The sequence below is a fragment of the Thioalkalivibrio sp. genome, assembly GCF_041685615.1.
Taxonomy (GTDB): Bacteria; Pseudomonadota; Gammaproteobacteria; order Ectothiorhodospirales; family Ectothiorhodospiraceae; genus Thioalkalivibrio.
Window position 1 is genome coordinate 15,885 of the sequence record NZ_JAWLFK010000005.1, and the last position, 13,028, is coordinate 28,912.

General features: G+C 66.7%; 12 protein-coding genes. 7 read left to right on the plus strand and 5 right to left on the minus strand.

Annotated elements, in window-relative coordinates; all coding sequences use genetic code 11:
- Window positions 1-17: 17 nt before the first annotated feature.
- The 3 genes from ftsA (at window position 18) to lpxC (ending at window position 3,556) form a co-directional block, all read left to right on the plus strand.
- On the plus strand, window positions 18-1,253 hold the full coding sequence (gene ftsA, locus ACESLR_RS01730; protein WP_373024086.1) for a cell division protein FtsA: 1,236 nt from the start codon (window positions 18-20) through the stop codon (window positions 1,251-1,253).
- A gap of 100 nt (window positions 1,254-1,353) precedes the next feature.
- A complete protein-coding gene (gene ftsZ / locus ACESLR_RS01735) occupies window positions 1,354-2,511 on the plus strand; it encodes a cell division protein FtsZ (protein ID WP_024327874.1) in 1,158 nt (385 codons plus the stop codon).
- A gap of 124 nt (window positions 2,512-2,635) precedes the next feature.
- Window positions 2,636-3,556 carry a UDP-3-O-acyl-N-acetylglucosamine deacetylase gene (gene lpxC / locus ACESLR_RS01740; protein WP_373024087.1) on the plus strand — a complete coding sequence of 307 codons (921 nt, stop codon included), beginning with the start codon at window positions 2,636-2,638 and terminating at the stop codon, window positions 3,554-3,556.
- A gap of 20 nt (window positions 3,557-3,576) precedes the next feature.
- On the opposite strand, the gene ACESLR_RS01745 is transcribed toward lpxC, so the two are convergent.
- Window positions 3,577-4,014, minus strand: a complete 438-nt coding sequence (locus tag ACESLR_RS01745) for a DciA family protein (RefSeq protein WP_373024088.1) — start codon at window positions 4,012-4,014, stop codon at window positions 3,577-3,579.
- A 45-nt stretch (window positions 4,015-4,059) separates the two neighbouring features.
- Here ACESLR_RS01745 and ACESLR_RS01750 point away from each other — a divergent pair, with 45 nt between their 5' ends.
- The 4 genes from ACESLR_RS01750 to ACESLR_RS01765 all read left to right on the plus strand — a co-directional run bounded on the left by ACESLR_RS01750 (window position 4,060) and on the right by ACESLR_RS01765 (window position 10,063).
- Window positions 4,060-4,950: a M23 family metallopeptidase gene (locus ACESLR_RS01750; RefSeq protein ID WP_373024089.1), complete on the plus strand. Its 891-nt coding sequence runs from the start codon at window positions 4,060-4,062 to the stop codon at window positions 4,948-4,950.
- A gap of 120 nt (window positions 4,951-5,070) precedes the next feature.
- Complete coding sequence (gene secA / locus ACESLR_RS01755; RefSeq protein WP_373024090.1) at window positions 5,071-7,881, plus strand: preprotein translocase subunit SecA; 2,811 nt, start codon at window positions 5,071-5,073, stop codon at window positions 7,879-7,881.
- Window positions 7,882-7,896: 15 nt separating this feature from the next.
- Entirely contained in the window at window positions 7,897-9,108 is a 1,212-nt protein-coding gene (gene argJ, locus ACESLR_RS01760) for a bifunctional glutamate N-acetyltransferase/amino-acid acetyltransferase ArgJ (RefSeq protein WP_373024091.1), read from the plus strand.
- Window positions 9,089-10,063: a Nudix family hydrolase gene (locus ACESLR_RS01765; RefSeq protein WP_373024092.1), complete on the plus strand. Its 975-nt coding sequence runs from the start codon at window positions 9,089-9,091 to the stop codon at window positions 10,061-10,063. The genes argJ and ACESLR_RS01765 overlap by 20 nt, the downstream gene beginning before the upstream one ends.
- 22 nt (window positions 10,064-10,085) lie before the next feature.
- Here the strand turns inward: ACESLR_RS01765 and zapD are convergent, their stop codons facing one another.
- The 4 genes from zapD to ACESLR_RS01785 form a co-directional block, all read right to left on the minus strand.
- Complete coding sequence (gene zapD / locus ACESLR_RS01770; RefSeq protein WP_373024093.1) at window positions 10,086-10,856, minus strand: cell division protein ZapD; 771 nt, start codon at window positions 10,854-10,856, stop codon at window positions 10,086-10,088.
- 68 nt (window positions 10,857-10,924) lie between these two features.
- Window positions 10,925-11,569, minus strand: coding sequence for a dephospho-CoA kinase (coaE, locus tag ACESLR_RS01775; RefSeq protein WP_373054186.1), 645 nt, complete (start codon window positions 11,567-11,569; stop codon window positions 10,925-10,927).
- Between the two features lie 7 nt (window positions 11,570-11,576).
- Complete coding sequence (locus tag ACESLR_RS01780) at window positions 11,577-12,431, minus strand: prepilin peptidase (RefSeq protein WP_373024095.1); 855 nt, start codon at window positions 12,429-12,431, stop codon at window positions 11,577-11,579.
- A 3-nt stretch (window positions 12,432-12,434) separates the two neighbouring features.
- A partial coding sequence (locus ACESLR_RS01785; protein ID WP_373066603.1) for a type II secretion system F family protein occupies window positions 12,435-13,028 on the minus strand: 594 nt, incomplete at its 5' end.

A 13,028-nucleotide genomic window follows, 5' to 3' on the forward strand; every position in this document is an offset into this window, starting at 1 on the left:
CGACAGGACGCAGAAAGATGATGGCAAAGAAGTCGGAACCCGGTTTGATCGTCGGCCTGGACGTCGGGACCTCGAAGATCGAGGCAGTGGTCGGGGAGCTGACCGAGGAAGGCGAGATCGAGATCATCGGGATCGGTTCCTCGCCCTCGCGCGGGCTGAAGAAGGGCGTGGTGGTGAACATCGAGTCCACCGTCCAGTCGATCCAGCGCGCGGTGGAGGAGGCGGAGCTGATGGCCGGCTGCGAGATTCACTCGGTCTACACGGGGATCGCCGGCTCGCACATCAAGAGCTACAACTCCACGGGGGTGGTGGCGATCAAGGACGGGGAGGTCGTCGCAGGCGACGTGGACCGGGTGATCGATGCCGCGCGCGCCATCGCCATCCCGGCCGACCAGCGCATTCTTCACGTCTTGCCGCAGGAATACATCATCGACGAGCAGGAGGGCATCCGCGAGCCGATCGGGATGTCTGGCGTGCGGCTGGAAGCCAAGGTGCATCTGGTCACAGGGGCGGTCTCAGCCGCACAGAACATCGTCAAGTGCGTGGAACGCTGCGGTTTGCGGGTGGACGACATCATCCTCGAGCAGCTCGCCTCCAGCTACTCGGTGCTGACCGAGGACGAGAAGGATCTTGGCGTGTGCCTCGTGGATGTCGGCGGTGGTACCACCGACATCGCGGTGTTCGCCCACGGCGCGATCATGCACACCGCGGTGATCCCGATTGCCGGGGACCAGGTCACCAACGACATCGCGGTAGCGCTGCGCACGCCGACCCAGTACGCCGACGAACTCAAGATCAAGTACGCCTGCGCGTTGCGCTCTTTGGCAGACCCGGGCGAGAGCATCGAGGTGCCTGGCGTCGGTGATCGCGCCGCGCGCAGGTTGTCGCGCCAGACGCTCGCCTCCGTGGTCGAACCGCGCTACGAGGAACTGCTGCAGTTGGTGCAGGCGGAACTCCGCCGTAGTGGCAGCGAAGAAATGATCGCCGCCGGGGTGGTGCTCACCGGCGGATCGTCCCGAATGGAAGGTGTGGTGGACCTCGCCGAGGAGGTCTTTCACATGCCCGTACGCCTGGGCGTGCCGCAACGCGTCACCGGGCTCCTGGATGTTGTCAAGAATCCGATCCACGCGACGGGGGTGGGGCTGTTGCTCTATGCCCGCGAGTCGCGTGCGGAGCAGGAGGCCCGGCCCGTGACGAGTGGGTTCCAGGGTGTATGGGCGCGCATGAAGCGCTGGTTTTCCGGACAGTTCTGATGATAGGGACCCCGGAAATTTTGGAGGCCGGACCGCTCTCCGGCCATGACGCAGGTAAACAGAAGTTCATGTACTACACACGCAACGAGAGGACGCAATCATGACGTTCGAACTGATGGACACGTATAGCCAGAACGCGACGATCAAGGTCGTCGGTGTCGGAGGCGGCGGCGGCAACGCCGTGCAGCACATGGTCAACTCGCAGCTTGAGGGTGTCGACTTCATCTGCGCCAACACCGATGCCCAGGCCCTCAAGAGCCTGGATTCCAAGACGCTGCTGCAACTGGGCGGCGACATCACCAAGGGCCTGGGCGCCGGGGCGGACCCGTCGGTCGGTCGCGAGGCCGCACTGGAGGATCGTGAACGCATCCAGGATCTGCTGCAGGGGGCTGATATGGTCTTCATCACCGCCGGCATGGGCGGTGGCACGGGGACCGGCGCCGCGCCGGTGGTCGCCCAGATCGCCAAGGAGATGAACATCCTGACCGTGGCGGTGGTCACCAAGCCCTTCCCCTTCGAGGGCAAGCGCCGTATGCAGGTCGCGATGTCCGGCATCAAGGCGCTGACCGAGCAGGTCGATTCCCTGATCACCATCCCCAACGAGAAGCTGCTGACGGTGCTGGGCAAGAACACCACGCTGCTGGACGCCTTCAAGGCCGCCAACGACGTCCTGTTCGGGGCGGTACAGGGTATTGCCGAGCTGATCACCCGCCCGGGTCTGATCAATGTCGACTTTGCCGACGTCCGCAACGTCATGCGCGAGATGGGTATGGCGATGATGGGGACCGGTTCCGGTTCCGGCGAGGATCGTGCCCGCGAGGCGGCCGAGGCCGCGATCGCCAGCCCGTTGCTGGAGGATATCGACATCTCCGGCGCGCGCGGCATCCTGGTGAACGTGACCGGTGGCCTGGATGTCGGGATCGGCGAGTTCGAGGAAGTCGGCGAGGCGGTCAAGGCCCTCGCCTCGGAGGACGCCAACGTGGTCGTTGGTACGGTGATCGATCCGGAGATGACCGACGAACTGCGGGTGACGCTGGTCGCAACCGGCCTGGGCGCCCCGGCCACGCAATCGGAGCGTCCGCAAGTGCGCGTGGTCGATGCCCAGCCGAAGAAGGCCGTTGGTTCCGATGTCGAGGTCGACCTGGACCAGCCCACCGTCAAGCGCCGCGGCGGGGACAACCTGGCGGTCGACTACAACCAGCAGCAAGGCATTGATGTGCTCGATATCCCCGCCTTTCTGCGCAAACAGGCGGACTGAGAATCGCCCAACATGCAGGACGAGCGGAATCCTGCAATAATGCGGCAATCGTTGTGTGCATGAGGAGCCCGGGAGGGCCCGGGCTCCTCTTATGCGCTCTCCTGGAAGAGAGAGGCTCAATTCGTTGATCAGGCAAAGAACGCTCAAGAACAGCATTCGGGCGACCGGGGTAGGACTGCATACCGGAGAAAAGGTGGTGCTGACCCTGCGGCCGGCCCCGGTGAACACCGGGATCGTGTTTCATCGCTGCGATCTTGATCCGTCCGTCGAGATTCGCGCCCGTGCCGACAATGTCGGCGACACGCGGCTTTCCACTACCCTGGTCAGCGGCGACGTCCGGGTCTCGACCGTGGAGCACCTGCTCTCGGCCATTGCCGGACTGGGAATCGACAACCTGCACGTCGACGTGAGCGCCGCCGAGGTGCCGATCATGGACGGCAGTGCCGGTCCCTTCGTGTTCCTGTTGCAGTCCGCCGGGCTGAAGGAACAGGACGCGCCCAAGGAATTCATTCGGGTCAAGCGCAGCGTGGAAGTCCGTGAGGACGACAAATGGGTGCGCTTCGACCCCTACGACGGGTTCAAGGTCGGCTTCTGTATCGACTTCGAACACCCGATGTTCACCGACGGAAGCCAGCGTGCCGAACTGGACTTCTCGTCCACTTCCTTCGTCAAGGAGGTCTCGCGCGCCCGTACGTTCGGATTCATGCGTGACATCGAGGCCCTGCGGGCGAACCAGCTGGCGCTGGGCGGCAGCCTGGACAACGCGGTCGTACTCGATGACTACAAGATCCTCAACGAGAATGGGCTGCGCTACGACAACGAGCTGGTCAAGCACAAGATCCTCGACGTGGTCGGGGACCTGTACCTGCTGGGGCACAGCCTGATCGGTGCCTTCACCGGGCACAAGTCCGGCCATGCGTTGAACAACCAGTTGATTCGCCAGCTGCTGGCCGACGAGACCGCGTGGGAACGGGTCACCTTCGAGGACCCGAACGAACGCCTGCCGATCTCCTTCGGTCAGCTCGCGCCGACGCCGGCGGGCTGAGCCCCGTTCGACGGACGGGCTCAGTCCTGCTTCGGTGACGGTGCGGCGGCCCGGGCGAGCCGCTCCAGGGCGCGGGCCAGTCCGGGATCCTGGATGCTGGTGGCCGTGTCGGAAAGGATCCGGCGGGCCTCGTCCGGGATCTCGCGGCGTTCCCGTTGCGCCGCCGGCTCGGGGGCGCGCGGGGTGCTGGCCAGGCGGATGCGCATCTGCTCGACACCCTCGAAGCCCGCTGCACCCAGGGTCTTGAGCAGCTCGCGCTGCTGAAAGCGCAGCTCGGTCGCAAGCCCGCGGTCCGCGCAGATCGCGACCAGGGTGTTCTCGCGCAGGGTGAACGCCAGGCGTCCGGCTTGCAGCGCATCGCCGGCCAGCGCCTCAAGGGCGCGCTCCACGCCGCGGTCGCGGCTGGAATGCGCGGACCAGTCGCGGGCGATGAAGCGGGTAATCCGCTGCGGCGTCATTCAGTGACTCCCGCAGGACCCGGCGGATACGACAAGAGGTCTCGCATGCAGTTGATCGTACTACGTCCGGACGGCCTTTGTGCACGCCTTCCCTTGTGGGCCATGGGCCTCGCGGCGTCGGCCCTGGTGCTGCTGATGGCCGTGGCGGTTGTGATGGCCTACCTGGCAGGGCAAAGCCAGCGCGAGGTTGTCCGCATCCCGGTCACCCGCACGCTGGACCCGGTCGCCGTGGAAGCCGCCGAACGCGAGGCGGCCCAGGAAGGCCTGAACCACCTCGTCGAGCGCGTCGTTGCGCTGGAGCGCCGGTTGTCGCGCGTGGATCTGCGCATCCGTTCGGTGGGCGATTCCCTGGGTCTCGACGTGGCCGATCTGGCGCCGGAAACTGGTGGCCAGGGTGGGCCGCTACTGGATGGCCCGGATTCGCCCCTGGAGATGCACGAACGCCTGCTGGCGCTGGAACAGCTGCTGACGCGTCACAGTGCCACGGTGGCTACGGTCGACTCGGAAATACGTCTGGATGCCGTGCGTGAGGCCCTCTTGCCGCAGCACCGTCCGGTAGGGGATGAAGCCTGGATCAGCTCGGCGTTCGGCTACCGCGAAGACCCGTTCACCGGGAACCGCCGGTTCCATTCGGGAATGGACTTTGCCGGCCGGCCCGGCTCGGAGATTCGTGCGGCGGGCGGAGGCGTGGTCGTCTTCGCGGGGCGCCACAGCAACTTTGGCAATCTGGTTGAGATCACTCATGGTGGCGGGTTGAACACCCGCTACGCCCACAACGAGGAGGTCCTGGTCGAGCCCGGCGAGCGCGTGGAGGCCGGCGAGGTGATCGCGACCATGGGTCGCACCGGCCGCGCGACCGACACCCACCTGCACTTCGAGGTCGTGGATGCTGGCAAGGCCCTGAACCCCTACGACTTTCTCCCCGATCGCGATTGAACAACCGCGGGGGCCATACCGGCGGACTGATGATCCCGCGGCTTTGTCTCTCCACGGCACAGCGTTTCCCCGGCGGATCGTTTATCCTAGGCCGGTTTCAGCCAACCCTTTCGGATCCCCATGGTCAAGCAGCTCGTTCAGAAGATCTTCGGTAGTCGCAACGATCGCATCCTCAAGCGCTATACCCGGGCGGTGGAACGCATCAATACCCTCGCTGACTCCACCGAGGCGCTGTCGCAGGACGAACTGCGCCACAAGACCCAGGAATTCCAGCGCCGCCTGGGCGAGGGCGAGGATCTCGAGAAGCTCCTCCCGGAGGCATTCGCCGTCTGCCGCGCCATGAGCGTGCAGGTGCTGGGGCTGCGCCACTTTGACGTGCAGTTGATCGGCGGCATGGTCCTGAACGATGGGCGCATCGCCGAAATGCGCACTGGCGAGGGCAAGACCCTGGTGGCGACCCTTCCGGCCTACCTCAATGCGTTGACCGGCGACGGCGTGCACGTGGTCACGGTGAACGACTACCTGGCCCGGCGCGACGCGGCCTGGATGGGAGGTGTCTACCACGCACTTGGTCTTTCGGTGGGCGTGGTCAACAGCTCCGGCGGCCTGGGTGTGGACTCCGCCTCCTATCTGTTCGATCCGGATTACCAGGCCGAGGAGGGGGGGTTCGATCACCTGCGTCCGGTGACCCGCCGCGAGGCTTATGCCGCGGACATCACCTACGGCACGAACAACGAGTTCGGCTTCGACTATCTGCGCGACAACATGGCGTTCTCGGCCGATCAGCGGGTGCAGCGCGCGCTCAATTTCGCGGTCGTGGACGAGGTCGACTCCATCCTGATCGACGAGGCGCGGACCCCACTGATCATCTCCGGTCCCAGTGGCGACAGCTCGGAGCTCTACGAACGGCTGAACACCATCCCGCCGCAGCTCACTCGCCAGGAAGACGAAGAGAGCGCGGGCGACTACTTCGTGGACGAGAAGGCCAAGCAGGTTTTCCTTAGCGAGGAGGGCCACGAAAAGGCCGAGGAGTTGCTGCGCCAGGCGGGCCTGCTGGAAGAGCACCAGACCTTGTACGACTCCGCAAGCATCGCGGTGCTGCACCACCTGAACGCGGCCCTGCGTGCCCACGCGCTGTTCCATCGCGACGTCGACTACCTGGTGCGCGACGACAAGGTGCAGATCATCGACGAGTTTACTGGCCGCATCATGGCCGGGCGGCGCTGGTCCGAGGGGCTGCACCAGGCGATCGAGGCGAAGGAGGGCGTCCCGATCCAGCGCGAGAACCAGACGCTGGCCTCGATTACCTTCCAGAACTACTTCCGCCTGTACGACAAGCTGGCCGGAATGACCGGTACCGCGGATACCGAGGCCTACGAGTTCAAGACCATCTATGACCTGGAAGTAGTCGTGATCCCCGGCAACAAGCCGCTGGTGCGCGACGACCTGCAGGACCTGGTATTCCTGACCCAGGAAGAGAAGTACGACGCCATCATCAAGGAGATCCAGTGGTGCGTGGACCGCGGTCAGCCAGTGCTGGTCGGGACGGCCTCGGTGGAGAGCTCCGAGCGGCTGGCCGATGCCCTCAAGAAGACCGGCATCCCGTTCGAGGTCCTGAACGCCAAGCAGCACGAGCGCGAGGCCGCGATCATCGCTCAGGCCGGGCGCCCGAAGGCGGTGACGCTGGCGACGAACATGGCCGGTCGCGGCACCGACATTGTGCTCGGGGGGTCGCTGGATGCCGAACTGGCCGACCTGGACCCGGCGGACGCCGCGCAGCAGGAAGCGATCCGGGCCGACTGGCAGCAGCGCCACGATGCGGTAATCGAATCCGGCGGTCTGCACATCATCGGCTCGGAGCGTCACGAGTCCCGGCGTATCGACAACCAGCTGCGCGGTCGCTCCGGCCGCCAGGGCGACCCGGGTTCCAGCCGTTTCTTCCTTTCGCTGGAAGACAACCTGATGCGTGTATTCGCCTCCGAACGCGTGCGCGGCCTGATGCAGCGCCTGGGCATGAAGGAAGGCGAGGCGATCGAGAACGCCTGGGTCTCGCGTGCCATTGAGAATGCCCAGCGCAAGGTCGAGGCGCACAACTTCGATATCCGCAAGCAACTCCTCGAATACGACGACGTCGCCAACGATCAGCGCCGGGTGATCTACGAACAGCGCGCCGAGCTGCTGACCACCGAAGACATCAGCGACACCATCGACACCTTGGTGGAGGACGTCGTCAATGGCCTGATCAGCCAGTACATCCCGCCGGGTTCGATCGAGGACGAGTGGGACGTCGAGGGCCTGCAGCAGGCCCTGAACGGGGAGTTCGGGCTCGACCTTCCTGTCCAGAAGTGGTTGGACGACGAGGGCGACCTGCACGAGGAGCCGCTGCGCGAGCGGATCATCGGCCATGCCCGCGGGATGCTGACCGCGAAGCGAGAGCAGCTGGGCGACGCGACCATGAACCGGTTGCAGCGCGATGTGATGCTCCAGGTCCTGGACAGTCAGTGGAAGGAACACCTGGCCGCGATGGACTATCTGCGACAGGGCATCGGACTGCGCGGCTACGCCCAGCGCAACCCGAAGCAGGAATACAAGAAGGAAGCCTTCGCGATGTTCCAGTCCCTGCTGGAACGCATAAAACATGACGTCGTGAAATTCCTCTTGCGTATGCAGCTGCGCTCGCCTGAAGAGGTCGAGGCGCTCAAGCCCAAGAAGACCGCGCCCGCCGAGGACGACCTGCAGTTCCAGCACCAGAATCCCGACAGCGCGCTGAAGGCCGGTGCCGATGCCGATGCCGAGGGCGAGGCGGAGCCGCGGGAGCCGGTTGCCGGGGGCGAGGCCCCGTACCGCCGCGAGGAGCCCAAACTGGGCCGCAACGAGCCCTGTTGGTGCGGCTCGGGCAAGAAGTTCAAGCACTGCCACGGCAAGCTGTAGGGAGGTCCGGACCGCATGGCCGTAGGACTGACCGCCCCGGAGGTGCTGCAACCGGTGCCGGGCATCCGCCTGGCCGCGAACGCGGCGGGTATCCGCTACGCCGGGCGTGACGACCTGGTGCTGATTGATGCCGGTCCCGATGCGACCATCGCCGCGCTCTACACCACCAATGCCTTCCGCGCGGCGCCCGTGGTGGTGGCTGCCGAGCACCAGGCACGGGGCGCCGCACGCTGGTTGCTGATCAATGCCGGCAATGCCAACGCCGGCACGGGGGAGGCCGGGCTGGCTGCGGCTCGGCGGTGCTGTGACGCCGTCGCTGGGATTTCGGGTGGCACGCCGGAGGCGGTGCTGCCGTTCTCCACCGGCGTGATTGGCGAGCCACTCCCGGTGGAACGCATCGTCGCGGCGCTGCCGACACTGCACGCCGGCCTGGCCCCCGATACCTGGATGCAGGTCGGGCGCGCGATCATGACCACCGATACCGTGCTCAAGGGGGCCAGCCGTCGGGTTATGCTTTCGGGGGGCGAGGTGACCCTCACCGGGATCGCCAAAGGCTCCGGAATGATCCATCCCGATATGGCGACCATGCTGGCCTTCATCGGGACCGACCTGGCGATCGCGCCTCCGGAACTGGAGGGCCTGTTGCGCCAGGCCAATCGCGACAGCTTCAACGCGATCACCGTCGATGGTGATACTTCCACCAATGATGCCGTGGTGTTGATGGCCAGCGGTGCGAGCAGGGCCGGTCTTGCCACCACCGCCGACCGCGAGGCCTTTGCCGCGGCGCTGGACGCCGTCTGCCTGGAGTTGGCCCAGGCCATCGTCCGTGATGGTGAGGGGGCGACCAAGTTCGTGACCGTCGAGGTGGCCGGTGCCCGGACCCGCGAGGAGGCGGCGCAGATCGCCGGGACGGTGGCGCTCTCGCCCCTGGTCAAGACCGCATTGTTCGCGTCCGACCCGAACTGGGGCCGGATACTCGCCGCCGTGGGACGCGCAGGGGTCCCGGACCTGGTAATCGAGCGTGTCGCGATCCGCGTGAACGATGTCGAGATCGTGCGCCAGGGAGGACGTGCCCCGGACTACGCCGAGGCCGATGGCCAGCGAGCCTTTGGCGCCGACGAGATCCTGATCCGGATCGATCTCGGCCGCGGGGATGCGCTGGCGCGCAAGTACACCTGCGATTTCTCCCACGAGTACGTGCGCATCAATGCCGAGTACCGGTCCTGAGCCGCTGCCTTCCTCCCCGCTCGAGGTGTCGGTTGGCCTGATCCTCGACGCTGATGGCCGCGTACTGGTGACGCGCCGCGAGGGTGCGCGCCATCTGGCCGGGCTCTGGGAGTTCCCCGGCGGGAAGGTGGCCGCCGGTGAGTCACCCGCGGTCGCGCTGGCCCGGGAGCTCGAGGAGGAGTTAGGGCTTGCGGTGGAGACGGCCGAACAGTGCCTGACCATCGAGCATGCCTACGCGGAGCGCGCGGTGCGGTTGCATGTCTTCCGTGTCAGGGCCTGGTCGGGCGTGCCCCGGGGCCGCGAGGGCCAGCCCTTGGATTGGCGCGCCCCGGCCGAGCTGGACCCGACGGCGTTTCCGGCCGCGAATCGCGCGATCCTCCACGCCCTGCAACTCCCCTCGTTCTATCTGATTACCCCGTCACCGGCGGACGCGGCGCAGGCCGCGTCCGTGGCGGCCCGCGTGGTACAGGCCCTGCGCGCGGGGCACGCCGGGATGGTCCAGGTGCGGGCGCCCGACTTGAGCGAGGACGACTATCGCGACTTTCTCGCGGCCATCGCGGGACCCGCCCGGGATCTCGGGATTCCGCTCCTGGCGAACGCCCCCCCGGAGTGGCTGGCGGGGTTCCCGGAGATGGGGCTGCATCTGCCGGAGCGGCGCTGGTGCGGACTGGACGAACGGCCCGCCACTGGCGGTTGGGTGGCCGCCTCGGTCCATGACCGCAGCGGCCTTCAGCGTGCAGCGGCGCTGGGGCTGGATTTCGCGGTGCTTGGGCCCGTGTGCCCGACCGCGACGCATCCCGGGGCGGAGGCGCTGGGCTGGGAGCGGTTCGCGGCGTGGGTGCGGGGTGCCGCGATCCCGGTTTATGCGCTGGGGGGTATGAGCCCGGACGCCCTGGCACCGGCGCGCGCCGCAGGTGGTCAGGGCATCGCGGCCATCCGCGGGTTGCTGGATTGATCGAGCCGGCTCGGGTGTCGTTTCAGATCGCGCAGCAGCAGAGCTGGAAGGAGACGTCACGGCTGGCTGGCACAGGGCGCTCGCGGAAGTCTCCGGGCGCGAAGAAGCGCACGGTAAAGCGTTGCCGGCCGCCGCTGATCTCCGGATAGACACCCAGTGCGGGGTCCACCGTCACGCGGATGAGTTGCCACGCGTGGGCCGTATCGAGGTTGCGCTCGAAGTAGCCGTCCTCGGCCGTGACCGGCTCGGAACGGCCCGAGCGGCGCATGTAGCGCAGCACCTGGGCGGTCGCCTCGGCCACGGTGTTCAGCGGCTCGAACCATTCGAGCAGGAGTTCGCTGCGCGCCTGCGTGGGCTGTGCCAGCCAGTAGTGGTAGATCGGCAGGTCAAAGTCGAACGCCCCGCCCGGGAGGGCCATGCGCTGGCGCACGCTGGAGAAGAACTCGCTCCCGCGCACGCGGTGATCGAGCGCGCCGGCCTGTTCCTCCAGTGCGTCGTGCAGCCGCTTCTGGGCGTCCATGGTTTCGCGAAAGCGGTCGGCGTCGAGGCCGGGCTGGTTGGCCAGGCGGTTCAGGTTGGCGGTCTGGCGTTCGATCTCGCCCATCAGTTCACGCTTGATGTCGACGCGCGTAACCAGGGCGTAGATATCCACCAGCGAGACCAGTGCCTCGTGGTGATCGAAGGGGCGTCCGGATTCCAGCGCATCCGCAAAGCGCGCGTTCAGGGCCTCCAGGCGCAACAGGAGGCGCACGCGTTCATGCAGGGGTTGTTCGAAGGTCAGGGTTTGACTCACGGCGTGCCCGTTCGGCAGGAGGGCCCAAGTAACGCCTTGGGATGAATGGCCCGGCAATCCCGCCAGTATCAGGTATCTCGGGGCCGGATTTCTACCCGCGAGGCGCTGCGGGCAGCCAACTGCCGCAGGGCGGTATCGCGTTCTGCTACCTGGTTCGCCAGTTCGCCCTCGGTGGTCTGCTCGGTGTTGTGGATTTCGCTGTCTGCACGCAGCCGCCGCTCCTCGGGGTCCATCTGGGCCTCGAGGATGGCCTCTACCTCGGCGCCGCTGCGCCCGTCGCGCTGGGTGACCCGGGCAAGCTGTTCAGCGGGTTCGCAGTGGACCACGATGACGTGGTCAAAGCGCGTTTCCCAGCCCGCCTCGAAAAGCAGCGGCACCACGATCAGGGCATAGGGCACATCCGCGGGCAGGGCGGCCAGACGCTCCTCGATCGCCTGCTCCACCGCTGGGTGGACAAGGGCCTCCAGCACCTGGCGTTCCGTCGGGTCGGCAAAAATCCGGCTGCGCAGGGCCCCGCGGTCCAGATGGCCGCGTGCGTCCAGGACGCCGGGCCCGAAGCGATCGACGATGGCGGCATAGAGGTCGTGGCCCGGCGCCTGGAGTTCGCGGTTGATGGTGTCGGCGTCGAACACCGGGACCCCGTGGCTCGCAAAGAGACCTGCGACGCGGCTCTTGCCGCAGCCAATGCCCCCCGTAAGTCCGACGCGCAGCATGGGCTGCCTACAGGCCCTGCGGGAAGTAGAGGGCGAGCATTTCCTCGCCCCAGATCATCGCGAGCCAGCCGGCGGCGGCAAGGTAGGGCCCGAAGGGGATCGGAATGTTGCGATCGCGTCCGCGCAACAGGATCAGGGTGATGCCGACGATCGCGCCGACCAGCGAGGCCAGCAGCAGGATCACCGGCAGGGCCTGCCAGCCGAGCCAGGCGCCAAGGGCGGCCAGCAGCTTGAAGTCGCCGAAGCCCATGCCTTCCTTGCCGGTCAGCAGGCGGAAGCCGTGGAAGATCAACCACAGCACGAGGTAGCCGGCGGCGGCGCCGATGACGGCGGATTGGAGGTCGGTGAAGGTCCCGGGGATGTTGACCAGCAGCCCCAGCCACAGCAGTGGCAGGGTCAGCTGGTCGGGGAGCAGGGTGGTGCGGGCATCGATTCCGGCGGCCGCGATCAGCACGCCGGTGAACACCAGGGCCAGCAGGCCCGCGGCATTCGGTCCCAGATGCCAGATGGTGACGACGAACAGCAGCGCCGTGAGGGCCTCGACCGCCGGGTACTGCCAGCTGATGCGGGTCCCGCAGCCGGGACAGCGCCCGCGCAGGAACAGGAAGCTGAGGATGGGCACGTTTTCCAGTGCCCGGACCGGGCGCTGGCATTGTGGGCAACGCGAGCGCGGGCGGACCAGGTCGAAGTGCTCGCGCCCGCCACCGGCGGGCTCGGTCTCGAGGATTGCGTGCGCTTCACGTTCCCAGTCGCGCTCCAGCATTACCGGCAGGCGCATGATGACGACATTGATGAAGCTGCCGATCAGCAGTCCGAGCACGCCGCCAATCGGGAGTGTCCAGTTGCCCAGTTCGGCCAGCATCCCCTAGATCACCTGACCCATCTGGAAGATGGGCAGGTACATCGCGATGACCAGGCCGCCGACCAGTACGCCCAGGACCACCATGATCAATGGCTCGAGCAGGCTGGACAGGCTGTCCACGGCATTGTCGACCTCGGCCTCGTAGAAGTCCGCGACCTTGGCGAGCATGGAGTCCAGCGAGCCGGACTCCTCGCCGATCGCGACCATCTGCACGACCATGTTGGGGAACACGCCGGTGTTGCGCATCGACCATTGGAGCTGGCCGCCCGCCTCGGTCTCGTCACGCATGCGCAAGGTGGCCTCGCGGTAGACTGCATTGCCGGTGGCGCCGGAGACCGAGCCCAGGGCATCCACGAGCGGGACGCCGGCGGAGAACATGGTGGACAGCGTGCGGGCAAACCGCGCGATCGACGCCTTGCGCAGGATCGGGCCAAAGGCCGGCGCCTTGAGGATGATGATGTCGAGGAAGCGGGCGAAGCGCGGCGAGCGCCGCCTGGCTTGGACGAAGACGAAGCCGATCGCCACCAGGACGCCGAGGATGGCCCACCACCAGCTTTGGGTGAACTCCGAGAGATCCACCACCATGCGGGTGAACAC